The sequence below is a fragment of the Neobacillus niacini genome (assembly GCF_036961885.1).
GTDB classification, from domain to species: Bacteria; Bacillota; Bacilli; order Bacillales; family Cytobacillaceae; genus Neobacillus; species Neobacillus niacini_H.
In genome coordinates this window covers 58,794-83,777 of sequence record NZ_JBALNQ010000002.1, presented here as the reverse complement: position 1 = coordinate 83,777, position 24,984 = coordinate 58,794, and the positions used below count along the sequence as shown (strand labels likewise).

Here is a 24,984-nt window from a genome sequence, read left to right as displayed (position 1 = left end):
TCACTCATCTGCCTTTACCCTAATTTCACCTGCCAAATCCCCTTGTTTACCTGCCTAATTAATTCACACCTCAAAACAAGACCACAAAAAGCCAGTCGCAAGACTGGCCTATCGTCATTTATCCCTGCCTTCCCCCTATTTTGAGCTAATTATCTCATCCAAAACCTAACCTAAAATGACGAACTTTTAGTTAAACCCAACTTATGTGCCAATCCCAACTCTTTATGTGCTAAACAATATTTTTATGTGCCGAATTTCACCTTTATGTGCCAAAATTCCATTTTATGTGCCAAACCAAAGATCCACCATCCAAAACAGCATAAAAGCCTGGCGAACGCCAGGCCTTGGTCATTGTCTTTGTGCTTTTAACCAAATTTGAGTGAGTTTCTAAGATTACTCTGGTATCAATGGTTCAAAATAAATGACCTATTTTAAGAAAAACCAAACTTATGTGCCAATTCTATGATTTATGTGCCAAAAAATAAAATTTATGTGCCAAATTCCATTTTTATGTGCCAAAACCACAAACAACAACAAAAACCCCCACTAAGTGGGGGTTTTTTTTTATATCATTACATTTTACCTTGCGATACGGCAAGGCGGTTGACGGCACGCTGCAGAGCAAGCTCGGCACGACGGAAGTCGATGTCTTCCACTTTTTGCTCTTTCATCCGCTGCTCGGCACGTTCTTTTGCTCTTAGTGCACGTTCCACGTCGATATCCTCTGCTTTTTCAGCGGATTGCGCGAGAATCGTTACTTGTTCAGGACGAACTTCAAGGAAGCCGCCGCTCACAGCAATAAGATCCGGTTGTTTGCTCTCCGATTTCTTGAGACGCACAACTCCAATCGCAAGCGGAGCAACCATCGGAATATGTCCAGGTAAAATACCTAATTCACCACTTTGAGCCTTCGTACTTACCATTTCCACATCTGACTCATACACCGGGCCATCGGGAGTAACAACACTGACTTTAATCGTCTTCATTTTTTACCCTCCTGACAGGCTTTACGCCTCTACACCCATGCGTTTTGCATTTTCCACTACATCCTCAATACGTCCAACTAAGCGGAATGCATCTTCTGGAAGGTGGTCATGCTTACCATCAAGGATTTCCTTGAATCCTTTAACCGTTTCCTTAACAGGTACATAAGAACCTGGCTGGCCAGTAAACTGTTCAGCAACGTGGAAATTCTGTGATAAGAAGTTCTGAACACGACGCGCACGTAGTACAGTTAACTTATCATCATCAGAAAGCTCATCCATACCAAGGATGGCAATGATATCCTGTAATTCACGGTAACGCTGTAATGTTTGCTGCACTTGGCGGGCCACTTCATAGTGTTCTTCACCAACAATTTGTGGTGACAAGGCACGAGAAGTCGAAGCAAGTGGATCCACCGCAGGGTAGATACCCATTTCAGAAAGCTTACGCTCAAGGTTTGTTGTTGCATCTAAGTGAGCGAAAGTTGTAGCCGGAGCCGGATCCGTATAGTCATCGGCCGGTACATAAATCGCTTGGATTGAAGTAACAGAACCTGTATTTGTTGAAGTAATACGCTCTTGCAAACGACCCATTTCAGTAGCAAGCGTTGGCTGGTAACCTACGGCAGAAGGCATACGGCCTAAAAGCGCAGAAACCTCAGAACCTGCTTGCGTGAAACGGAAAATGTTATCCATGAAGAAAAGAACGTCCTGTCCTTGCTCATCACGGAAATATTCAGCCATCGTCAAACCAGTCAAGGCAACACGCATACGTGCTCCTGGCGGCTCGTTCATTTGTCCGAATACCATCGCGGTTTGCTTGATAACGCCTGAATCGGTCATTTCATGATAAAGGTCATTACCTTCACGTGTACGCTCACCAACACCAGCGAATACCGAAATACCGCTGTGCTCTTGCGCGATGTTATTGATCAATTCTTGGATTAGTACCGTTTTACCTACACCGGCACCACCGAACAGACCAATCTTACCACCCTTAATATAAGGAGCAAGTAAGTCTACTACTTTAATACCTGTTTCAAGAATTTCTACCTCAGTAGAAAGATTTTCAAACGTTGGTGCTTCGCGGTGAATCGAATCACGGCGTTCACTCGCTGGAATTTCCTCATTAAGGTCAATTACTTCACCTAATACGTTAAATACACGGCCTAGCGTAACGTTACCTACTGGTACAGAAATCGGTGCACCTGTATCTGTAACTTCCATTCCACGCACAACACCATCAGTAGAAGCCATTGCGATTGTACGAACCGTATCATCACCTAAATGAAGGGCTACTTCAAGCGTTAAGCTAATGTCAACTTCAGATTGACTTTGCGCTTTAAAATCGATTCTTAAAGCATTATAAATCTCAGGAAGTTGGCCGTGTTCAAACTTAACGTCAATAACCGGACCCAAAATCTGAAGAACGCGTCCTTTATTCATCATTTTCCCTCCTAACTTACTTTTTCACAAAGCCCTTTTGTTAAAAAGGAACCTAGTGAATCACACTTTACTAGTTGTTGTCCTGATATGTAGCCGGGAACCTTAAAACATTCCCTCATGGCAGAACTTATTAAGGTCCCTAAATAGGGTTCATTTTTCAAAAAGTTTTGTCTTGCTCCTATTCTAACGCTGATGCACCGCCGACGATTTCGGTCAGTTCTTGTGTAATCGCTGCTTGACGGGCACGGTTGTAGAATAGTGAGTAGGATTTTATTAGTTCCGCGGCATTGTCGGTAGCATTTCTCATTGCTGTCATTCGGGCCGCGTGCTCACTCGCTTTGCTGTCTAATAGAGCACCATAAATTAAACTCTCAGCATATTGCGGCAGGAGAACTTCTAAAATTTCTTCTGCAGATGGCTCGAACTCATATGAAGTAAGCTTAGCTGTTGTGGAAATATCCGTTAACGGCAGAAGCTTCTTCTCTGTTACTTCTTGGGTAATTGCACTCTTATAGTGCGTGTAATATACATATAGTTCATCAAATGTGCCGTCCGAGAACATTCCTACGGTAGCGCTGGTCATGGCTTTAATGCTATCAAAACTTGGCTGATCTGAAACTCCGACGATTTCAAGAGCTACATTCATACCGCGCTTGACGAAAAAGTCACGTGCAACACGACCGATGGCAATAATCGCGAACTCATCATTTGATTTATGGCGTTCTTGAATGGTCTGATATACTTTACGTAAAACGTTACTGTTAAATGCACCAGCAAGTCCACGATCAGATGTCATAACAATATAACCGGTTTTCTTAATAGGTCGAGATTGGAGCATTGGGTGAAGAACGCCTTTACTGCCGATTGCAATCGCAGCCGTTACTTCCTGGATTTTTTCCATGTAAGGTACAAATGCTTTTGCATTCATAACTCCACGGTTCCATTTAGCGGCGGACGTCATTTCCATTGCCTTAGTAATCTGACTCATCTTTTTTGTAGAATTAATACGAGATTTTATATCGCGTAATGAAGCCATAGGTTCTCACCACCCTCATACAAAGTTTGGCTCAGATGGTGGAAAAAGGGTGACAGGCACGCTTTTGTAGTGCCTGTTTCCCTTTTACCAACCGCCTCCGCCATCATTATTGTCAGACCCTACTTATTCGGAAACTGCGAACGTCTTTTTGAAGGCGTTTAGTGCAGCAGCCATATCTTCATCAGAAGGAAGAACCTTCGTATTTTTAATATGGTCTAACAAGTCTTTGCGATTGTGGTCTAACCAATTATGGAATTCTGATTCAAAACGACGGATGTCCGCTAATGGAATATCATCAAGGAAACCGCGTGTTAATGCGTAAAGGATTGCCACTTGCTTCTCAACAGAAAGCGGCTTATGGATATCCTGTTTAAGAACCTCAACCGTACGTGCTCCACGATTAAGTTTTGCAAGTGTTGCTTTATCAAGGTCAGAACCAAACTGAGCAAATGCTTCTAGCTCACGGTATGATGCAAGGTCAAGACGCAGTGTACCTGCTACACTCTTCATAGCCTTGATTTGCGCGGATCCACCTACACGAGAAACGGAAAGACCTGCGTTGATCGCTGGACGTACACCGGAAAAGAAAAGGTCTGATTGTAAGAAAATTTGTCCATCTGTGATGGAGATAACGTTAGTTGGGATATAAGCAGAAACGTCACCTGCTTGTGTTTCAATAAATGGCAATGCAGTGATTGAACCAGCACCTAGTGTGTCGTTCAACTTCGCTGCACGCTCAAGTAAGCGGGAGTGCAAGTAGAATACATCCCCTGGATATGCTTCACGACCTGGAGGACGACGAAGTAATAGGGAAAGCTCACGGTATGCAGCCGCTTGTTTAGATAAGTCATCATATACGATTAATACGTGCTTGCCAGCATACATAAATTCTTCCGCCATTGCAACACCTGCATATGGAGCTAAGAATAATAGTGGAGCTGGTTGTGAAGCAGATGCTGTTACAACGATTGAATAGTCTAACGCACCATACTTACGAAGGGTTTCTACTGCACCACGTACAGTGGATTCCTTTTGGCCAATTGCAACATAGATACAGATCATGTCTTGACCTTTTTGGTTGATGATTGTATCGATGGCCACAGATGTTTTACCTGTTTGACGGTCACCGATAATTAACTCACGTTGACCGCGTCCGATTGGAACAAGCGCGTCAATCGCTTTAATACCTGTTTGTAATGGCTCATGAACGGATTTACGAGCCATAACGCCTGAAGCTACTGCTTCAACAGGGCGAGTTTTTGTAGTATTGATTGGACCCATACCATCAACGGGTTGTCCTAAAGAGTTTACAACACGACCAATAAGTTCCTCACCTACTGGAACCTCCATGATGCGTCCTGTACGACGAACCTCGTCACCTTCTTTAATCTCCGTGTAAGGTCCAAGAATAATAATACCAACGTTATTGGCTTCAAGGTTTTGAGCCATACCCATAACGCCGTTTGAAAATTCAACTAGTTCACCAGCCATGACATTGTCGAGGCCATGAACACGTGCGATACCGTCACCAATGGAGATAACTGTACCGACATCACTCACTTGAATTTCAGCCTGATAATTCTCGATTTGCTGTTTTATCAGGGCACTAATTTCTTCAGCTTTGATGCTCATGAGTTTCACCCCTATCTACGATACTTAACTTAACAATTTACGTTCTAAACGGTCTAGCTTTCCGCGCAAAGATCCGTCGTATATACGGTTTCCAATTCGGAGCTTAATGCCGCCGAGCAATTCGGAATCCACGATATTTTCAATTCTTAGTGTTTTCTTGCCAACTTTCGCTGCAAATGTTGCAGAGATGGCGTCGCGTTCTGCTTCTGAAAGCTCACGCGTACTGAAAACTTGAGCTTCAGCAATTCCTGATTCCTCATTGGCGAGTTCAAAGAATTGATTCGCTACTTCAACGATCTCGTCTTCGCGATGGCGATCGATTAAGATCAATAGTGTGTTTAGTACATATGGATTAACGGATACAAAAGCGGCTTTTAAAATCTCTTTTTTTCTTTCAATTGTAAGCTTTGAAGACTTTAAAACGGCTTTTAGATCGGTATTATAGACAATAACTTCCTTCACTACACGAAGTTCTTCTTCTATTACTCCAAGAAGCTGCTGTTCTTTTGCGATTTGAAAAAGAGCCAACGCGTAGCGTCTTGCTACCATGGAGTTGCTCATCGCTGATCTCCTGCCTCTTGAATATAATCGTTAATGAGTTTATCTTGGTCTGCTGCATTTAATTCCTTTTCAATTACTTTAGAAGCAATTAATACAGACAGGGAAGCAACTTGTTCACGAATAGCGGCAACCGCTTTTTCTTTCTGCTGCTCAATTTCAAGCTTCGCTGATTCTTTAATGCGCTCTGCTTCGTTGCGAGCAACCGTGATAATCTCATCACGCTGGATGTCGCCTTGCTTTTTCGCATTTTCGATTAGAACTTGCGCTTCGGAACGAGCTTCTTTTAATAGAGAGCGTTGCTCTTCTAATATCTTCTTTGCTTCAACGCGACTTTGTTCTGCAGCTGAAATTTCGCCAGCTACATGGTCTTCACGTTGTTTCATGATGCCCATTAATGGACCCCATGCGAAATGCTTCAGCAATGCCATTAAGACGATGAATATGACAAGTTGGAAAAGAATATCTCCCCACATCACGCCTGTATTGGCCGCTGACCCTAATACAAAACTATTTGTTAACACGGCGGGTTCACTCCTTTCAAGGTCTTTCCTTTAAAACAACCTTTATATCAGTCGAAATAATTGTCGAAATCAATCGTTTATGAAAAATAATGAACATAAACGAATGGCGAAGGTTCTCACGAATGATCTTCGCCATCTAGTTAAAACGCAGGCTTTTGCCGCGTTCGATTATTGACCTTGAACCATGAACGCGATAACAACCGCGATGATAGGAATCGCCTCAACTAACGCAACCCCGATGAACATTGTAGTTTGAAGCATACCGCGAGCTTCTGGTTGACGAGCGATACCTTCTACTGTTTTTGATACGATAAGACCGTTACCAATACCTGCACCTAGTGCTGCGAAACCAATTGCAATTGCTGCTGCTATAAGACCCATTTGAAAATTTCCTCCTTTAGTGTATGAAAAAATAAATTCTTATTTCTTTGTTCAAAAAATTGAACAGGTTTATCTTAATGGTCGCTGCTCACTTTGTGGGCTAAGTACACCATTGTTAACATACAGAATATAAATGATTGAATTGCGCCAATAAAGACCGAGAAGCCTTGCCATGCTAACATTGGAATGACAGCGGCGATTGTTCCGCCCACTCCGGTTGCTAGTCCGGCTGCGAGTAATCCTAATAAAATTTCCCCTGCGTAAATGTTACCGTAAAGTCGGAGACCCAACGTCAGAGTATTCGCAAACTCTTCAATAATTTTAATCGGGAACATAAACCAGAACGGCTTGAAGAATTCTTTCCCGTAAGCTTTTGCTCCTTTCAATTTGACGCCATAATAATGGGATAGTCCCACAACCAATGTCGCCAATGTCAATGTTACAGCCGGATCGGCAGTTGGTGATTTCCACCAAAGCACTCCGTCAACAACGACTGAAAAAGGAAGTCCCAGCATGTTTGCTACAAAAATATACATGATGATGGTGATTCCAAGTACATGAAATCGTCCGCCATCTTTCCAATCCATCGTACTGTTAATGATGTTCTTAACAAAATCCATAACCCATTCCATGAAATTCTGTATTCCAGTTGGCTTCATGGCCAGCTTACGAGTAGATAGGATGGCAATCAACAAAACAATTACACTTGCAACCGTAATCGTTAAAATGTTAGCCAAATTAAATTGGAGCCCAAGAAACGTAACTATTGGAGCTTCGTGATGCAACAGTATTCACCTCGCTTCCCCCGCTATTTATGTAAAAAGAAATTGTGCATAAAAAAATCTATCATAATGACAATGTAGGATGTCATTAATCCTATAACCACACTAATGATATGAAACTGCTCTGGATATCTCAATGTGATGACAATCGCTAGGGCGCCGGTCGCCATCCGTGAAAATGATCCAAGTGAACGAACTGTTCTTCCTTCTGCGGCTGCTTGGCCAAATTTGTCAATTTTTCGCGCCATCAACCACAAATTAAAGAGGCTCAAACTTGTCCCAAGAATCAATCCAAGAAAGATTGATTGATAAGTAGTGAACCCCCAACCAAGCACATAAAAAGACAATAAAAAAAACATCCATTTTCGCTGTCGTGCGAACATCGTTTGAAATTCTGGCATGGTTGGTTTAATCTCCTGAATAAAACTTGCGAATTGTAACGAGCATTGAGTAAATACCAGCCGCTAAACCTAAAAATAGACCAATTATTAAGAAAATTGGCTCTGTTCCCCACTGCTTATCCAGCCATCTGCCTGAAAAGATACCGATAAGAATGGATCCAACCAAGGACGCTAGGATGGCAGTCATTAAAGCATAAGCTTGAAACGGATTGCGGTTTTCATTACGCATACTATCGCATCCTCACCATAAGAGAATACAATCAAAAAATCGAGGTATGTACAAAAAGGAAGATATATAGGAATTGCGAGAATTGTCAAAAATTATGAAAACCCTCTCAATTTACATCCTTTGTTAGCATACAATAGCGATTCTGCAATGTCAATGGATTTACGTGAAAATACCCACAATCTATACTGCGTAAATTCTTCCATTTTGAAGTTTAATTTACACTATAATTGTAGTGTAAAACCCAGCTGCATTTTACCTGTAATTGTGACCATTTTGTGAACATGTTGTTTGTGGGTGGTACATGATTTTTCCGCACCACCCTTGTTATTATTGAACCCCTGCACCAATTACAAGCATCGTTTCAATAAAATCCTCTTTTCCTGCCTTTTTCGCAAAGACCTTTGCAAGATAAGTGCCTTCAGGAGGAAGATTTTCTGCCGTTATCACTTCGCTGATTAATCCTTTTTTCACATTGTGATGGGTGTCCAAAAAGCCAACAAATCGGAAATCTTCTGGATGGAAAAGGGCAATTCCAAATTCCTCTGCCCCTCCCGGCAGGTAAACCTCATAACGATACGTTCCCGGCGCGTCACCATCCTTGAAGTCAAATCCCATGACCCTTGGGTAATTCGGTTCCTCCAGGACATAGATGTAAGGAATTTGAATCGGATTGGAACCGGCATGAATGGTAAGATACCCATCATGTATTTTCCCCTTCAATTGTGCGGGATCCACCTCTAATTCAAGTTTAACTTCTCGAGCCTGTTTCGGATCAAGCGTAAATGCGAGCGGAAACCGCCATTTCAAACCCTCTGTATTCTTCGGAATGTCGAAGGTATAGCGCACTGCTGTTTCACTTTGATTTTCAACATGTAAAAAAGCTTTGTGAATATCCCCTTCTGTTTCATACTTGCCAAATCGCAAGGAACTTGGGGTAACGAGTGACGTTGCTTTCACCGCTTCGGTAACCTGAATTCTCCCCGCTCCCTGCTCATAAGTACGATACGGTTTTCCATTTTTTAATAACGGTTTTGCTGTATTCATGAGGGCTGCCTTAATTTGTTCTGGTGACCATTCCGGATGTGCCTGCTTAATAAGGGCACAGGCCCCAGCCACATGCGGCGCTGCCATACTTGTTCCTTGGAGAGAAAGATATCCGCCTGGGATCGTCGAATTTATCGCCACCCCAGGTGCAACAATATCAGGCTTTACTTCCCACGTGTCTGTCACCGGTCCTCTCGAGCTGAAGTCCGCAAGCAAATCCTTCTCCTGGCTGACAGAGGTTTTCACTAAGGTTTCAGGTTTACTTTTTAAACGTTCACCTTCCTTTTTGGTGACGGACCCGACTGGAATATCCATCGGCGCTTCAAGATTGCCCATGAAGCCTCCGCTCAAGTTATTGTAAATGATCACCGCTTTCGCTCCAGCATCACGGGCGTTTTTTGCTTTTTCCGAAAACGTTAATTTTCCTCTTTTAATTAGAGCGATTTTTCCCATTACCTCCTTTAATTCCGCTTTTGTTCCTTGCCCGCCATCTGCGATTGACAGCGATCGGTCGAGGTTCCAACTACCGGAGCCTTCCAGCGGTTGAATCCGAATTTTATCCCGCATTCCTTCTATTAGTAAGTAGGGGATGTCAATCGTGGGTGTCGAAGCGCCAACAGAAATAGCCTTTGAGGCTGTCCCCGGGGATCCAACAGTCCATACATTCGGTCCCGAATTTCCTGAAGCCGCAATGGCGACAATCCCCTTTTCAACTGCTCTGTTTAACGCCAGGCTGATGGGCAAATCCGGCCCATTGATATCATTTCCAAGCGATAGATTCATAATATCCACTTTATCCTTAATCGCTTGCTCAATGGCGGCAAGCACATTCTCCGTTGTACCTCCTCCTCCAGGTCCGAGCGCACGATAAGCAAGGATTTTAGCATCTGGAGCCACCCCCTTCAGCTTTCCATTCGCCGCAATAATTCCAGCTACATGGGTGCCATGAACCGTTGCTCGTCCAAGGATTTTTGTTTCCATTGGGTCGGTATCGTTATCGACGAGATCACGGCCGCCTGCAAAATTTCTTCGCAGATCAGGATGGGTGTAGTCGACTCCCGTATCGATAACCCCGACTGTAACCCCTTTGCCCGTTAAGCGACGATTTTTTTTATCAAAGTACCCGCGTATCTCTTCACCGCCAATAATCTTGACACTTTCTTCGGTTTGCACCTTGTATTCGTTCACGGGTGACACACTAATGATTTGTTTGCTATTCTGTTGGGCTAGTTTTTCAATCGATTCAGGATTTCCTTCGACGGAGAATCCGTAAATTGCTTCTTGAAAAACATGCCTTACGTGTATGTCTTTATAGGGTTTGATGATTTGTTGAATATCCTGAGGGGATTGGGGGCTTTCCAACACCACAATCGTAATCCGTTCTTTTGGGATCGGAGGGGTCTCAAGTGACCTCGCTGAAGTTGTCGTTTGCAGGGAGAAAATCAGTACGAATAGTAGTGTCCATTTTTTCATGTAAAAAATCCCCCTTTTTCCATACTATTTTCATCATGAGGGGAAAATATGCAGTTTTTTGGGAGAAAGTATTTGGCGCCGCGTTTGATGCCGGTGGAGGGGAGCTTGATTGTGTGAAGGATATTCCTCGCTTTCATCGGCTCCATTTTCAGAAATTTAGCAAGTTGTCTCCTTGTAATTGACTGATTCACGATCAGAAAATAATCGTTAATAGCTGGCAGATGGGCTTTCTTGGCGGTGAATTTACATATACTGCAGCGCCAACTAGCTGATATGTACTCCATCTCAAATTTGTTGCAGTTCGGGCATTGAACGCCGGGTAGGATATCAGAGTGGGAAAGATTATATTTTTGGAGGACATCAGGAATTTCGATACTGTGCTCTGTTAATAGGGTATCTGACAATTGAGTTAGTGTCTTTTTGGTGATTCGAGGCTTTGAATACTTTCCTTCTAATTCTTGGATTTTATCAAGTAAGGATTCAGCATAAATCAACTTTTGAAAAATTTGCAGGTTATCCGGGCTTGTTTCCAGAATCGTCGATGTTTTACTAATCACCACTAGGTGCTCGACCGGTATTCCCTTGAAGTGGTGAAACCTCAACCAATTACTAAATTGGAGATGATGCCTTTTGACCTGTTGAATGGGATATCCATGCCTTCTTCCAGGTTATTAAGTTCCCTTGTCATCAGGTTTGATCCTTTTTTAAATTTCAAGGTACCTGAAATATTTTTCACTTCAATGATTAAGGCAAATTTGGAGGAAATCAACAGTACATCCATTTGGAAAAACTTTTTATCCTTCAAACGCAACCCATGAAAAATGTAATATTCGTCTTCTGGCAAAAATGACAGATGATACGCCACATTCCGTTCTCCATAATACCCTTTCAGCCACAGACGCAGATCTTTTTCTACAATTGGCCGTACCGGGTGGTTTTTTGGCATCCTTCTTAGTAAAGCTATACATTGTTCCGCCTGAACTGGAACGATCAATTCCAACATAATCACGTAACCATCACCTCTTTTGTAAGTTACTGTCTAAATTCTGGATAAAATGTCGAATTCCTTTGGAAAAATAAGGAGATTCGATGAACGATTGGGGAGGGGAATTTTCAGAAAAAAGTTTTGGACATTTTTATGGGGGTTTTGAACACTTTTGTATGGGTTTTGGACATTTTCGGGCACCTTTTGGACATTTAGACAATATATGGAAAAAGCACAACAACAAGTCGCAATGAAAAAAAGCCAAATTAGACAATATTTGGGAATATCACCAATGAATTGCAACTGAATAATCTCAATTATACAATATTTGGAAAAAAACCAAAAAAACCACAACAAAAAAAGCCAAGTAAACAATAGTCTACTCAGCTCACCAACCAAAAACCCTTATTTCGTCCCAAACAACCGATCTCCGGCATCGCCGAGTCCTGGCACAATATATCCATGGTCATTCAGCTTTTCATCTAATGCCGCAATATAGATGTCCACATCAGGATGGGCAGCCTTAACCGCCTCCACGCCTTCTGGTGCCGCAATCAAACACATAAACTTAATATGTTTCGCGCCTCGCTTTTTCAAACTATCGATCGCCACATTGGCAGAACCGCCAGTTGCAAGCATCGGATCCACGACGATGAATTCGCGTTCTTCCACGTCACTTGGCAGCTTAATATAGTATTCCACGGGCAGTAATGTTTCTGGGTCACGGTATAAACCAATATGTCCAACCTTGGCAGCTGGGATTAACTTCAAGACACCATCAACCATGCCGATTCCTGCACGCAAGATTGGCACGATCCCGATTTTTTTTCCTGAAAGAACTTTCGACTTTGTCGGGCAGACTGGCGTCTCAATTTCGATGTCTTCCAGTGACATATCCCTAGTAATTTCAAATGCCATTAATGTTGCAACTTCGTCTACCAATTCACGGAACTCTTTCGTCCCCGTGTTTTTATCACGTATGTATGTAAGCTTGTGCTGAATAAGTGGATGGTCGAAGACGTATACCTTTGCCACAATGATCGCCCCTTTTCGTAAATTTAACTCCGTCTCATTTTACAGAAAAAAACTACAATGAGCAACATACATAAAAAAGAAACCGGCCCCAAAGTCGCGAGCCGATTCCACAGATGTTTAATATTCCGGATAAAGGGTAAATTTACCCGTTAATGCCGCCACGCGGACAGCCGCTTCCTGCAATTTTTCTTCATCTTCATGATTTTTCAAGGTAAAGGCAATAATGGACGCAATTTCATCCATTTCTTCCAAACCAAAGCCACGGCTTGTAACAGCCGCCGTTCCTATGCGAATACCGCTTGTTACAAATGGACTTTGCGGATCAAATGGGATAGTATTTTTGTTTACTGTAATGCCCACTTCATCAAGAACTTTTTCGGCAACCTTACCTGTTAAACCAAGAGTCTGCATATCTAATAGCAGCAAGTGGTTATCTGTACCGCCAGAAACTAACTTGATTCCTTCCTGTTCCAAGCCTTCTGCTAATCGCTTTGCATTCGCAATAATGAGACCAGCATAATCTTTAAAGCTATCCTCAAGCACCTCACCAAAAGCCACAGCTTTCGCAGCAATCACATGCATAAGCGGTCCGCCTTGGATACCAGGGAAAATGGACTTATCGATTTTCTTACCATATTCCTCTTTACATAAAATCATTCCGCCTCGAGGACCACGTAGGGTTTTATGTGTAGTCGTGGTAACAAAGTCAGCGTAAGGAACTGGATTTTGGTGAAGACCAGCCGCCACAAGCCCGGCAATATGCGCCATATCGACCATTAAATAAGCGCCAACCTCATCGGCAATCTCACGGAATTTCGCAAAATCAATGGCACGAGGATACGCACTTGCACCTGCGACAATCATTTTCGGCTTATGTTCACGCGCTTTTGCTAACACATCATCATAATTGATGCGATGTGTCGTTTCATCAACACCATACTCAACAAAATTATATTGAACACCGCTAAAGTTGACTGGGCTGCCGTGTGTTAAGTGGCCGCCATGTGAAAGGTTCATCCCAAGCACAGTGTCGCCTTGTTCAAGCACCGTAAAGTAAACGGCCATGTTCGCCTGCGCCCCTGAGTGCGGCTGAACGTTAACATACTCCGCACCAAAAATTTCTTTCGCACGCTCGCGAGCAAGGTCTTCAACTATATCGACATATTCACAACCGCCATAATAACGACGGCCTGGATAGCCTTCTGCATATTTGTTTGTTAATACAGATCCCTGTGCTTCCATAACCGCTTCACTCACAAAGTTTTCTGAGGCAATTAATTCAATTTTCCCGCGCTGGCGGCCTAATTCCTGTTGAATCGCTTCAAATACCTGCTTGTCCTGACTCGACAAATGCTTCATGGTAATCCCCCCTGTATGTATAAACCAAAAATAACTTTTTGAAAATTCCCTCTATATAATAACATGTTTCTCTCTAAAAGAGAAAGGGAGATTATCGAAAATCCCCCTTTCATTTATTTTATCTTAATCATCAACAGGTAAATCCCGTCAATCACGAACATTACTATTAAAAAAATAAATATCATTCGTATTTCAATTAACTACAACTCGAATTTCCCGCTGTTCTTTCATAGACGGCTCGCGCACCGCCAATTAATTTCGGGCGTGATTTCGCTAAGGTTACATAGGCATGTCCGACCTTTTTCTGCCCGACTCTGATCGGCACGGCCACATGTTTTAAGTGCATTCCAATAAGAGTAAGACCAATATCAATTCCAGCATCTGCTTTCAAAAATTCAACGACAACTCCATCCGCCAATTTTTCAAACGCATACGTTGCCATCGCTCCGCCTGCAGTTCGAACCGGAACGACGGATACCTCGTCTAAGCTTCTGGCAACCGCCACTGATTTTTCAACCACTAACGCCCGGTTTAAGTGTTCACAGCATTGGAACGCCAAACTGACACCCGCACCTTGCGCAAATTGGCTTAACCTGCGAAAAATCATTTCCGCTACCTCAACACTTCCCGATGTTCCGATTTTCTCACCTATTACCTCACTTGTGCTGCAGCCGACCACCATGAGCTGGCCAGGCTGTAAAGAAGCCTGGTTCTGGAATTCCGAAAGAATCGTTTCAAGTTCTTTTTCCCATACTTGAATCATCATCCTCAACCTACTCCTGCTCGTAAGCGCTGATTTTTCCAACACGCGCGGCATGACGGCCGCCTTCAAATTCCTCAGTCAACCAAATCTGGGCAATATCCCGTGCCAGCCCTGGACCAATGACACGCTCACCCATTGCGAGAATATTGGTGTCATTGTGTGCACGTGTTGCTTTTGCACTAAAAGTATCGTGAACAAGCGCACAGCGAATTCCCTTCACTTTATTCGCTGCAATGCTCATGCCAATTCCTGTTCCACAAATCAAAATCCCACGGTCAAATTCACCGCTTGCCACCTTTTTGGCAACCGGCAGTGCATAATCTGGATAATCAACAGACCCTTCACATTCACAGCCGAAATCCTGATATTCGATGCCAAGCGCGTCCATTAGTCTAGCGACTTCCTTACGAAGATTGACTCCGCCATGATCCGAAGCTAATGCAACTTTCATATAAAAAACCTCCCTATTCATCCTTCCTTAATATTGACATACCCTAAAAAAAATATAAAGCCCTCATCACTGAGAGCTTTGTATTTTTTCAATTGCCTTCGTAATCAAACGATCCAGCTCCTGATAGGTTTCCTGATAGATCGCCACGCTGCCGCCATAAGGGTCGACCACATCCACATCATATTGCTCACCTGTAAATTCCTTTAACGTGAACACCTTTCCTGCCGTCTCAGAAAATTGGTGAAGGATCGCATTCTTATGTGCGCCCGTCATCGTTAAGATTAAATCCGCCCATTGAACAGATTCACCAGCTAGCAAATTCGAGGAATGATGATGATCAATCTGATGGTCAGCAAGCACCTTTTTGGCGTGAGCAGATGCCTCACTACCCGTTGCTGCATAAATTCCCGCGGACTTCACTTCAAAACCGTTAATCTTTTTACTTTTTAAAATTGCCTCCGCCATTGGACTCCTACAAGTGTTTCCTGTACAAACAAACAAAATGCGTTGCAAGCTGCCAGCCTCCTTTCGATATGTATCATTTTATCATTTCTCTATCTTAATTGAAAAAATTATAAAAAGGGATAAAGTAATTTTATTCCAAACGCTAACAGAATACTGCCGCCAAGCGCTTCGCTATACGAGCCAACCCAGCCTTGTGCTTTTCTGCCCAGCAGCAATCCGGCCCAGGTTAACACGGTTGCCACTACACCAAAGCAAATAATCACCAATAAGGTTTTTGCCCCATATATCCCTAATGTTAGTCCAAGTGAAAAACTATCAAGACTCACACTTGTAGCAAAGATGATTAACCCGAATCCGACCGGTGTCATCACCGGTTCCTCGCTTTTGCGCAGGCTTGACCATATCATTTGCACCCCGAGCACGATCAGGAGCAGGCCACCGACGACTGACGCAAACGCTCCAAACTTATCTGACAAAAATCTACCGGCAAGCATGCCGACAAGCGGCATCCACACATGAAATAAACCAATCGTAATCCCTATTTTAAAAATTTGCCGCAATCTTAACTTAAACATGCCCATGCCCAACCCAACAGAAAAGGCATCCATTCCAAGTGCAAACGCCATTATTAACAGCGTTACTATTTCTCCAATCATTCCGTACACGTGACCTCAACCCCCTCGGACTTGCCCTGATTTAACATATGCACGTCCAATAAAGTTTAGAAGTCAAAAAAAAGCCCTCCCATCAAGGAGAACCTGGTATTTATTCATCAATCATTTTATTTCCAGCTGCCTTTTGCAAGCGATTCATGATCGCATGGCCCACACCAGAAGTCGGGAACATTTCACTAAAAATAATATCGACACTTTCCTGATTAAAGTTTCGTAATGTTTCATACAGCGCTGTGGCAACACTTTCCAGCTCAGCCCTTTTTCCACACGCAATCACAACATCCGCTTGATAGGACTCCACACTTTCTTCTGTTGCGAGCACGCCAACCCGTAGCCCTTCCACCTGCTTTTCTTCTATTAAATGCTGCAGAAAAGATTGGCTTCCATTTACTAAATAGAGCGGTGCGTTCGGAGCATAATGCTGATACTTCATCCCCGGAGCCTTCGGCTTAGAAGTTTCGTCGCTCAATGCCGCATCCAATTGAACCTCACCGATGACAGCTTCAAGCTGTTCCTTTGTAACACCGCCCGGTCTTAAAATAACGGGAATTTCTTCCGTACAATCAAGAACCGTCGACTCCACTCCAACACCAGTCGCGCCGCCGTCCAGCACACCGGCAATTTTTCCATTCAAATCATCGATGACATGCTGTGCATTAGTCGGGCTTGGCTTCCCAGAACTATTTGCACTCGGGGCGGCAATCGGCAGCTGGCATTTTTTCAATAGCGCCAATGCCACAGGATGATCCGGCATCCTGACCGCGACTGTATCTAGGCCAGCAGTAGCTTTATCCGACAAAACCCCAGTTTTCTTTTTAAAAATAATCGTCAATGGTCCTGGCCAAAACCTGTCCATTAGGATTTCAGCCTTTTCAGGGATCTCCGTAACGAAGGAATGAATTTGCTTTTTATCCGCAATGTGGATAATCAGTGGATTATCACTCGGTCTGCCTTTCGCAGCGAAGATTTTTTCCACCGCCATATCGCTTTTCGCATTTCCACCTAGTCCATATACCGTTTCAGTTGGCAGTGCCACCACTTCATTTTCTGTTAAAAAATGAGCCGCATCCACGACCTGTGGATTATTTTCAAGGTTATCCACATGTTTATCCACTTTCCACACTTTTGTGTTCATATTTATCCACCTTTTTTGAAAGCGCAAATGTTATCGAAATTTGCCGAATTTAGGCTTTTTGTCTCATATTACTTTTGAAAGTATAAAAGATGACGGGGATAAACACAACCCTTTATCCACAAATTGTGCATAACTATCATGGAAAAGTGGATAACTTTGTGGATTAATCCACAATTATAGTGAAAATTTCAAAAATAACGAGTTATCCACATTAAATACGTGTTTAATGTGTTCTAAGGAATATAGTTCTACAGGCAATTGGTCCCGTCCTACCTTCTCAAAACCCAGCAATTCAAAGAACGGCAATGCCACCCCTTTATTTGTAGCCAAAAACAAACTTCTCATTCCTTTTTCTTTCGCTAATTGCATCATTTGGGTTATCAGCAGAACAATATCCTTTTCCGCCTGTCCCGGCGAAACGACCAAAGAACGCAATAAGCCATACGCCGCAAATGCCTCCATTCCCAGTGTACCCTTGATCGCACCATCCTCATCCTCAAGCAATAAAAAGTACTCTACCGTTTCCACTGTCAGACCATCTACCCCAAGCTTCGCCCTCGTAAGAAACTCTCTCAACGTGTTCAAATCCTCTTTGTTCGCGCAACGAATTAGTGCTTGCATCCCAACCACCTCATTAATTTAATAGTCTATTCTATGAAAAAATGAGAGGACTAGAACAAAATACATAGGAAATCTAGTAAAAGTTTTAAAATAATAAAAACCAGCCCATTTTTTCGACTGGTTCTTACTAGATTATCTAAAAATACTCTCAAACATCTCAACCACGAAGAACTTCACTTTAACCGGTTCTTCATCCTCGGAAGTATACACGGGAGCTTCTTTTGTTTGCTTCACCACTTCTACCTGAACATCCTCTGTCCCTTCTACCGCATTCTTCTTACTTGCAACCACAACTTCCTCTACAACCTTCTTCTTACTAGCAACCGCAACTTCTTCTACACCCTTTTTCTTACTAGCAACCCCAACCTCTTCTACAACCTTCTTCTTACTAGCACTCGCAGCTTCCTCCACAACCTTCTTCTTACTACTATTCACATCTTTCTCTACATTTTTATTCCTCGCTGCAGCGGCACCTTCTTCCGCTGCGACTGTATCACTTTCTAAATCTTCATCCTCTGCGGCATACGCCTTATCTTCAAAGCCATCACTTTGAACCGCTATCCCATTTGAAAAATCAAGAAAACATAATGGCGGGTACAGTACGCACCACCAATTAGCGCCTGTCCCCTCACCCAGTGTAATCAAGATCGCCTGGTACTCTCCAGCTGGATATAAAAACTCACCATATAACTTTGTCGGAAACTGAACCTTCCCAAACTCCACTTTTACACTCTGCGTAGACCCTTGCTCCGCCACAACCTTCTCAGCAATGGCTTGAACCTCTGGCAGCTTCGAAGTCAGCACCATTTTTGCTTTTTCCAATGAGGTTAACTCCTGCACCCACAATGTAATCTGTTCATTGACCGCATCACGGACCTTACGCTTAATCTCCTGATCCTGTGCATGATCACTATTTGCTAGAATTCGCAGACGAATGGCCTCAGCCGGAATTACCACCGAATCCTTCGCAATCGCTTCCGTTTTAGGTATATATAAATTTAATATCGTTCCTAACGATAAAATGATTAAATAAGACCACACCAACACTTTACTATTCATTCTTGAGCACCGTCCCTTCACTATCCTCATTGTGGACAAATGCCAAGAATCTTAAACTATTAAATTTTAAAAAGTAGATTTTAATCAAAAAAAATATGTACCCGTAAATATTACGGTACATACTTCAAAATTCCATGTAAATATACGGAGTATTCCCGCCGTATACATTCTCTTAACTTGATTTTTCCTTCACTTTCTAATTCTCCGGCCCAAGCCTCAATCGCCATTTCATCTTCTTTCGTTACCTTTGGAATCTCGGCCTCAAACAAATTACCGCGACTGGAATTACTTATTTTTTTGAACAATGCCTCTTTATTCATTTGGGTCATCCCCTTCAGCTATTATTTCGACATAAACAAGGAAATTCCCTTTAAATATTCAAGATAAATTTTATTTCTGCACCCAAAAAACCGCCATAATTAATAAGGCGGTTTTTCACTCTTCATTAATTTCCGCAAACACCATCCGGTCCTTGCCATTGATATCATTAAGTACTTCAACCTTTACATTCACAAACGCCTTTTTAAAAAGGTCGGCTACCGCCTCCCCCTGCCCGGCCCCAATTTCAAAGCCTACCAGTGCGCGCCGAGCGATTACTTCCGGCAGCTCCACCATAAAGCGGCGGTAAAAATCAAGCCCATCCTCACCAGCAAACAGTGCCCGGTGCGGTTCATGCTCCGTTACCACGACAGACATCGTTTCCTTGTCACTTACCGGTATATACGGAGGATTTGAGAGGACCACATCGATTTTCTGACCACGAAAGGGCTGTAATAAATCCCCTTGGACAAATTGAACATCAGCACCGAGTTGATTGGCATTTTCTCTGGCAACAGTTAGTGATTCTTCCGCGATATCTGAAGCATAAACCGTCAACGAAGGCTGCTCGAGCTTCAGGGTGAGGGCAATCGCCCCGCTCCCCGTCCCAATATCCACAACCCGCAACGCTCGCTGATTGATGCGCTTCAAGGTTTCATACACAAGTTCTTCTGTTTCCGGTCTCGGAATCAGCACCTCTTCATTGACACGAAACTTCCGGCCATAAAACTCCTCAAAACCGATAATGTATTGGACTGGCGTTCCCTTACTATGTTCAAGGACGGCTGTTTCAAACACTCCCCATTGAGAAGGCGTCAAATCCTCACGAACATTGGCAAACAACTGTGACCGTGACATCCCCGTGATATCACGGAGCAACAGCTCACCCGCATGTTCTTCACGACCTGCTTTTTTTAAAAAAGAAGAAGCCCATTGGAGAGCTTCGTAGACTTTTTTACTCATCTGAACCACTTTCAAGCTTGCTTGTTTGATCCTCTAGCGTCAGTGCATCGATGATTTCGTCAAGCTTGCCTTCGATGATTTGATCAAGTTTCTGAAGAGTTAAACCGATGCGGTGGTCGGTTACGCGATTTTGCGGGAAGTTATACGTACGAATACGTTCAGAACGGTCACCGGTACCAACCGCTGATTTACGAACCTGGTCAAACTCCGCCTGTGCTTCCTGTTGGAACTTGTCATAGACACGAGCACGCAATACCTTCATCGCTTTGTCTTTGTTTTTGTGCTGCGATTTTTCATCCTGGATCGAAACCACAATTCCGGTAGGAATATGTGTTAAACGAACTGCTGACATCGTTGTATTAACAGACTGTCCACCGGCGCCGCTGGAAGCAAACGCATCAAAACGGATATCTTTATCATGGATTTCGACTTCTAATTCTTCCGCCTCTGGTAAGCAAACTACCGTAGCCGTTGAAGTATGAATCCGTCCGCCAGATTCTGTTTCCGGTACACGCTGCACACGATGAGCACCATTTTCAAATTTCAATTTGGAGTAGGCACCTTTTCCATTGATCATAAAGCTGATTTCTTTGTAGCCGCCAAGACCGGTTGAATTGGCGTCAATCAGTTCTGTTTTCCAGCCCTGCGCTTCTGCATAACGGCTGTACATGCGGTAAAGCGTACCTGCAAAAAGAGCCGCTTCGTCGCCGCCAGCAGCACCGCGGATTTCAAAGATAACGTTTTTGTCATCATTGGGATCCTTCGGAATCATCAGGAACTTCATTTTTGCTTCTAGTTCCTCGACTTGCTGTTCTAGCTCATTTACTTCTTCTTTGACCATTTCACGCATGTCGGCATCGAGCTTTTCTTCAAGCATTGCCTTGGCATCCTTTAGTTGTTCGCGGACATCTTTATATTCACGATACGCTTGCACGGTCTCTTGTATATCAGATTGTTCTTTTGAATATTCACGAAGTTTTTTTGTATCATTAATGATTTGTGGATCGCTTAAAAGTTCATTTAATCTTTCATAGCGATCTTCAACAGATTGAAGACGATCAAACACAGTTACCACCTCTAGTTTTAAGTCCATAGCATTCTAATTATAGTATAGGTGAAAACCCCCGTCAAAACCAAATATAGGAGTATAGCACATAAACCTTTGGTTTTGGCACATAAAATGGAATTTTGGCTCATAAATCCCAAAAACGGCACATAAAATAAAATTTTGGCACATAAGTCTCTGATTTGTCAGAAAAGCAATCCTTCTGAACCCGAAACAAAACCATTCCATCGACGAAAAACACGCCCTGTTGCCAGAGCATGTTATTTTTCTCTTATTTCAATTGCATAACGAGGCAGCGCCGTTTCGAGTTTTTTATGCAGGCGGTCGATGGCTTTATCCCGTTCCTTGCCATTGAGCGTCCCCCTCCGATTCACCGTTACGGTCATCCGATCACCAGCGTTGTTAATCCAAATGGAATCGGAGCTAAAATTATCCGTTCGATTGACAATATCTCTGGCAATATCGATATCCCTGCCGAAATTGTTTCGGTTTGACTGGTCATTCAATGATGTCCCTCTTAAATTGAGGAAATTTGGATTTTGGTCAGACATCGTACCCATTTTGCCATCAGGACGGTTATCAGAATTCCGGTTTGACATATAGTTTGGATTACTGACATCGTTGCGCAAATTGTAGGCAGTATTGTCATTTCCCTTCTGACATGCAGCCAGCATCAGAACGGATAATACTAAAACAACCATCCACTTTTTCATCGCATGCACCCCCTATAACTATCATTCCCACGGAGGTGCAGAACCGTTCAAGTTAGATTATTCCAACCAACCAAACAAAAAAACAGCCTAAGAAGAAATCCTCACAGGCTGCTCTGGTATATTTATATAACTGCATAATAACGACTGCATAAAACACTGCATAAAGTGTCTATTCTGTATAAACGGTGACAGGCACCCGAGGCGCTGTTTTTGGTACCTCGTGATGGTGACGGCATCTTGGCTCGTATGCTTCTGATGCGCCAACTAAGATGACCGGGTCATGATAGGATGCTGGTCTGCCATCGATTAGGCGTTGTGTCCGGCTTGATGGTGAACCACATACACTGCAAACAGCTTGAAGTTTGGTTACTGTTTCTGCAATGGCCATTAATGCTGGCATTTGCCCAAAAGGTTCACCGCGGAAATCCATATCTAGACCGGCAGCCACTACCCGATGTCCGCTGTCAGCAAGCTGCTGAACAACCCTTACGATCCCTTCGTCGAAAAATTGTATTTCATCAATGGCGATGATATCGATATCCGCCTCTACATGATGCAAAATCTCAATCGAATGGGAAATCGGCTTCGCATGAAAAGAGTTGCCATTATGGGAAACTACAGATTGTTCGCTATAGCGATTGTCTATTTTCGGTTTGAAAACAGCTATTTTTTGTTTAGCAAATTGAGCCCGCCGTACGCGACGAATCAATTCCTCTGATTTACCTGAAAACATACTGCCGCATATAACCTCAACCCATCCGAGTTGCTTCATTAAATACATAAATCGGCGTCTCCTTCCTATGTACGAAACCTTAACTTCTATTTTTTTAACATTCATTAAGTTTTATTCAATAAAAAACAGGCAAGTAAGTTTCTGCTTGCCTGTTTTGTGTAATTATTCGCGAGCGTTAAGGTCTTTAAGGCCGTATTTTTTGTTGAAACGGTCTACACGTCCGCCAGCTTCAGCGAATTTTTGACGACCAGTATAGAATGGGTGACATTCTGAACAAGTTTCAACGCGAATTTCTTTCTTCACTGAACCAGTTTCAAAAGTGTTTCCGCAAGCACAAGTCACCTGTATCATTTTATAATTTGGATGAATTCCTGCTTTCATTCTTTTCATCTCCTTCCGCCCTGGATCTTTCGAAACAGAGTTATATAAATGCCTATCTTATCAACGGGCATCAAATACTAAAAACACACTGGAATCATTATAACAAGGAGTATCTATTTTGGCAAGCTGGGTTTTTATGGTTTAGAAATTTGTTTAGCTCCCGCCCTGGGCAAGGTGCTTGCCGCATTTCTAAGACCGTCTACCCTTTAATTCTTCCCCAATCTGGGCAAAAAACTCTTCGTTTGATTTGGTTTGTTTTAATTTTTTCAAGAAGCGTTCGGCAAAATCTGGTGAGTCGGACATTGATTTTCGGATTGCCCATAGCTTGTCCAGTTGGTCTTTTGGAAGAAGCAATTCTTCTTTCCGGGTACCGGAACGGCGAATATCCATGGCAGGGAAAATACGGCGTTCTGCAAGCTGACGATCAAGATGCAGTTCCATATTACCTGTACCTTTAAATTCTTCATAAATGACGTCATCCATCCGTGAACCTGTATCGACCAATGCTGTAGCAAGGATGGTTAAGCTGCCGCCTTCTTCAATGTTTCGGGCTGCCCCGAAGAAACGCTTCGGACGGTGGAATGCCGCTGGGTCAATACCACCGGATAGTGTCCGGCCGCTTGGCGGAATGACTAAGTTATAGGCACGAGCTAAACGCGTGATACTATCCATCAAAATGACAACATCGCGTTTATGCTCAACTAAACGCATCGCGCGGTCAAGGACAAGCTCAGCGACTTTAATATGGTTTTCCGGAACCTCATCAAACGTCGAGCTGACAACATCACCTGCTACTGAGCGTTCAATATCGGTTACTTCCTCTGGCCGTTCATCGATTAACAGTACGATTAATTCCACTTCAGGGTGGTTGGTAGTAATGCTGTTAGCGATTTCTTTTAACAGCATCGTTTTCCCTGCCTTAGGAGGCGCAACAATTAAGCCCCTTTGTCCAAAACCAACTGGAGCAACTACATCCATAATTCTTGTTGAGATATATTTTGGAGTGGTTTCGAGTTTCATATGTCTATCTGGATAGAGAGGAGTTAGTGCTGGGAAGTGAACACGTTCCTTCGCTGATTCTGGGTCTTCACCGTTAACTGCTTCTACATGTAAAAGTCCATAATAACGTTCATTTTCTTTTGGAGGTCGAACTTTACCAGATACTTTATCGCCATTTCTTAGATCAAAACGACGGATTTGTGATGCCGAGATATAAATGTCTTCCGAACTTGGTGAATAGTTGATTGGTCGTAAAAATCCAAATCCTTCAGATTGAATAATTTCAAGTACGCCTTCCATAAAAAAATAACCTTGCTGTTCAGCACGTGATTTTAAGATGGCAAAAATTAGCTCTTTTTTCGATAACTTACTGTAGTAGGTCACTTTAAATTCGCGCGCAAGCTCATAAAGCTCTTTTAGCTTCATGTTTTCTAAACTGGATATTGTTAAGTCCATAGTACACCACTCTTTAAAATTTTTACTCTACTTCCGTCATATGAGTTGACATTGCGTATAATAGAGGATTTTGCGATTTCATTAAAAATAGAGGAAATAGTAGAATTGAATAGAATAGCAGAATACGTTATATGTTAAAACACTATCTATTGTACCCTTTTTGGTTAAAACTAATCAACTGGAAATTTTCTGACTGTGGGAGAGAATAACTTTTTCATGGAGATAAGAGACTAGAATCAACCTCTAGTCTCTTAAAAAGTTTGACTGTGTTAAAATTGGCTGTTGATTTGCGCTACAGGAGCTACGCTTTCCGCGGGCT

Annotated in this window: 29 protein-coding genes; all 29 read right to left on the bottom strand. The window is 42.9% G+C overall.

What is annotated here, in order from left to right; translation table 11 throughout:
* Positions 1–572 precede the first annotated feature (572 nt).
* The 29 genes from V7124_RS01825 to rho all read right to left on the bottom strand — a co-directional run bounded on the left by V7124_RS01825 (position 573) and on the right by rho (position 24,665).
* A complete protein-coding gene (locus V7124_RS01825) occupies positions 573–986 on the bottom strand; it encodes a F0F1 ATP synthase subunit epsilon (RefSeq protein ID WP_335415365.1) in 414 nt (137 codons plus the stop codon).
* Between the two features lie 21 nt (positions 987–1,007).
* On the bottom strand, positions 1,008–2,429 hold the full coding sequence (gene atpD, locus V7124_RS01820; RefSeq protein WP_335415360.1) for a F0F1 ATP synthase subunit beta: 1,422 nt from the start codon (positions 2,427–2,429) through the stop codon (positions 1,008–1,010).
* A 178-nt stretch (positions 2,430–2,607) separates the two neighbouring features.
* A complete protein-coding gene (gene atpG / locus V7124_RS01815) occupies positions 2,608–3,465 on the bottom strand; it encodes an ATP synthase F1 subunit gamma (protein WP_335415358.1) in 858 nt (285 codons plus the stop codon).
* 123 nt (positions 3,466–3,588) lie between these two features.
* Positions 3,589–5,097: a F0F1 ATP synthase subunit alpha gene (gene atpA, locus V7124_RS01810; RefSeq protein WP_335415356.1), complete on the bottom strand. Its 1,509-nt coding sequence runs from the start codon at positions 5,095–5,097 to the stop codon at positions 3,589–3,591.
* Positions 5,098–5,121: 24 nt separating this feature from the next.
* Complete coding sequence (locus V7124_RS01805) at positions 5,122–5,658, bottom strand: F0F1 ATP synthase subunit delta (RefSeq protein ID WP_335415350.1); 537 nt, start codon at positions 5,656–5,658, stop codon at positions 5,122–5,124.
* On the bottom strand, positions 5,655–6,179 hold the full coding sequence (locus V7124_RS01800; protein ID WP_335415347.1) for a F0F1 ATP synthase subunit B: 525 nt from the start codon (positions 6,177–6,179) through the stop codon (positions 5,655–5,657). Before V7124_RS01800 ends, V7124_RS01805 begins: the two co-directional genes overlap by 4 nt.
* A 168-nt stretch (positions 6,180–6,347) precedes the next feature.
* A complete protein-coding gene (gene atpE, locus V7124_RS01795) occupies positions 6,348–6,560 on the bottom strand; it encodes a F0F1 ATP synthase subunit C (RefSeq protein WP_335415344.1) in 213 nt (70 codons plus the stop codon).
* 74 nt (positions 6,561–6,634) lie between these two features.
* Entirely contained in the window at positions 6,635–7,345 is a 711-nt protein-coding gene (gene atpB, locus V7124_RS01790; RefSeq protein WP_335415342.1) for a F0F1 ATP synthase subunit A, read from the bottom strand.
* Positions 7,346–7,368: 23 nt separating this feature from the next.
* On the bottom strand, positions 7,369–7,743 hold the full coding sequence (locus tag V7124_RS01785; protein ID WP_335415339.1) for an ATP synthase subunit I: 375 nt from the start codon (positions 7,741–7,743) through the stop codon (positions 7,369–7,371).
* Positions 7,744–7,750: 7 nt separating this feature from the next.
* A complete protein-coding gene (locus tag V7124_RS01780) occupies positions 7,751–7,972 on the bottom strand; it encodes an AtpZ/AtpI family protein (protein ID WP_335415336.1) in 222 nt (73 codons plus the stop codon).
* Positions 7,973–8,299: 327 nt separating this feature from the next.
* A complete protein-coding gene (locus V7124_RS01775; protein ID WP_335485319.1) occupies positions 8,300–10,489 on the bottom strand; it encodes a S8 family serine peptidase in 2,190 nt (729 codons plus the stop codon).
* Positions 10,486–11,046 carry a hypothetical protein gene (locus V7124_RS01770; RefSeq protein ID WP_335485316.1) on the bottom strand — a complete coding sequence of 187 codons (561 nt, stop codon included), beginning with the start codon at positions 11,044–11,046 and terminating at the stop codon, positions 10,486–10,488. Before V7124_RS01770 ends, V7124_RS01775 begins: the two co-directional genes overlap by 4 nt.
* A 41-nt stretch (positions 11,047–11,087) precedes the next feature.
* Positions 11,088–11,492, bottom strand: a complete 405-nt coding sequence (locus V7124_RS01765) for a nuclease-related domain-containing protein (protein WP_335485394.1) — start codon at positions 11,490–11,492, stop codon at positions 11,088–11,090.
* A 387-nt stretch (positions 11,493–11,879) separates the two neighbouring features.
* On the bottom strand, positions 11,880–12,509 hold the full coding sequence (upp, locus tag V7124_RS01760) for a uracil phosphoribosyltransferase (protein ID WP_132087761.1): 630 nt from the start codon (positions 12,507–12,509) through the stop codon (positions 11,880–11,882).
* Between the two features lie 117 nt (positions 12,510–12,626).
* Positions 12,627–13,868: a serine hydroxymethyltransferase gene (gene glyA, locus V7124_RS01755; protein ID WP_335415325.1), complete on the bottom strand. Its 1,242-nt coding sequence runs from the start codon at positions 13,866–13,868 to the stop codon at positions 12,627–12,629.
* A 196-nt stretch (positions 13,869–14,064) separates the two neighbouring features.
* Entirely contained in the window at positions 14,065–14,634 is a 570-nt protein-coding gene (locus tag V7124_RS01750) for a TIGR01440 family protein (protein ID WP_335485313.1), read from the bottom strand.
* A 7-nt stretch (positions 14,635–14,641) separates the two neighbouring features.
* Positions 14,642–15,082, bottom strand: a complete 441-nt coding sequence (rpiB, locus tag V7124_RS01745; protein WP_335485311.1) for a ribose 5-phosphate isomerase B — start codon at positions 15,080–15,082, stop codon at positions 14,642–14,644.
* Between the two features lie 66 nt (positions 15,083–15,148).
* Positions 15,149–15,595, bottom strand: a complete 447-nt coding sequence (locus V7124_RS01740; RefSeq protein WP_335485308.1) for a low molecular weight protein arginine phosphatase — start codon at positions 15,593–15,595, stop codon at positions 15,149–15,151.
* Positions 15,596–15,654: 59 nt separating this feature from the next.
* Positions 15,655–16,212, bottom strand: a complete 558-nt coding sequence (locus tag V7124_RS01735) for a manganese efflux pump MntP (protein ID WP_335485306.1) — start codon at positions 16,210–16,212, stop codon at positions 15,655–15,657.
* Positions 16,213–16,312: 100 nt separating this feature from the next.
* Positions 16,313–17,356 (bottom strand): L-threonylcarbamoyladenylate synthase, encoded by a 1,044-nt coding sequence (locus V7124_RS01730; protein WP_335415313.1) that lies wholly within the window; start codon positions 17,354–17,356, stop codon positions 16,313–16,315.
* 174 nt (positions 17,357–17,530) lie between these two features.
* Entirely contained in the window at positions 17,531–17,977 is a 447-nt protein-coding gene (locus tag V7124_RS01725; protein ID WP_335485303.1) for a GNAT family N-acetyltransferase, read from the bottom strand.
* A gap of 132 nt (positions 17,978–18,109) precedes the next feature.
* Positions 18,110–19,036 carry a stage II sporulation protein R gene (gene spoIIR / locus V7124_RS01720; protein ID WP_335485300.1) on the bottom strand — a complete coding sequence of 309 codons (927 nt, stop codon included), beginning with the start codon at positions 19,034–19,036 and terminating at the stop codon, positions 18,110–18,112.
* A 110-nt stretch (positions 19,037–19,146) separates the two neighbouring features.
* The gene (locus V7124_RS01715) at positions 19,147–19,356 is read right to left on the bottom strand and encodes a hypothetical protein (protein ID WP_335485297.1); all 210 of its coding nucleotides are present in this window, start codon (positions 19,354–19,356) and stop codon (positions 19,147–19,149) included.
* Between the two features lie 115 nt (positions 19,357–19,471).
* On the bottom strand, positions 19,472–20,317 hold the full coding sequence (gene prmC, locus V7124_RS01710; protein ID WP_335485293.1) for a peptide chain release factor N(5)-glutamine methyltransferase: 846 nt from the start codon (positions 20,315–20,317) through the stop codon (positions 19,472–19,474).
* Positions 20,310–21,383, bottom strand: coding sequence for a peptide chain release factor 1 (gene prfA / locus V7124_RS01705; RefSeq protein WP_335415301.1), 1,074 nt, complete (start codon positions 21,381–21,383; stop codon positions 20,310–20,312). The genes prmC and prfA overlap by 8 nt, the downstream gene beginning before the upstream one ends.
* A gap of 260 nt (positions 21,384–21,643) precedes the next feature.
* A complete protein-coding gene (locus tag V7124_RS01700) occupies positions 21,644–22,096 on the bottom strand; it encodes a hypothetical protein (RefSeq protein WP_335485291.1) in 453 nt (150 codons plus the stop codon).
* A gap of 169 nt (positions 22,097–22,265) precedes the next feature.
* The gene (locus V7124_RS01695; RefSeq protein WP_335415295.1) at positions 22,266–22,877 is read right to left on the bottom strand and encodes a thymidine kinase; all 612 of its coding nucleotides are present in this window, start codon (positions 22,875–22,877) and stop codon (positions 22,266–22,268) included.
* A gap of 114 nt (positions 22,878–22,991) precedes the next feature.
* Positions 22,992–23,210 (bottom strand): 50S ribosomal protein L31, encoded by a 219-nt coding sequence (gene rpmE, locus V7124_RS01690; protein WP_335415293.1) that lies wholly within the window; start codon positions 23,208–23,210, stop codon positions 22,992–22,994.
* Between the two features lie 189 nt (positions 23,211–23,399).
* Positions 23,400–24,665, bottom strand: a complete 1,266-nt coding sequence (gene rho, locus V7124_RS01685; protein ID WP_335415291.1) for a transcription termination factor Rho — start codon at positions 24,663–24,665, stop codon at positions 23,400–23,402.
* Positions 24,666–24,984 lie beyond the last annotated feature (319 nt).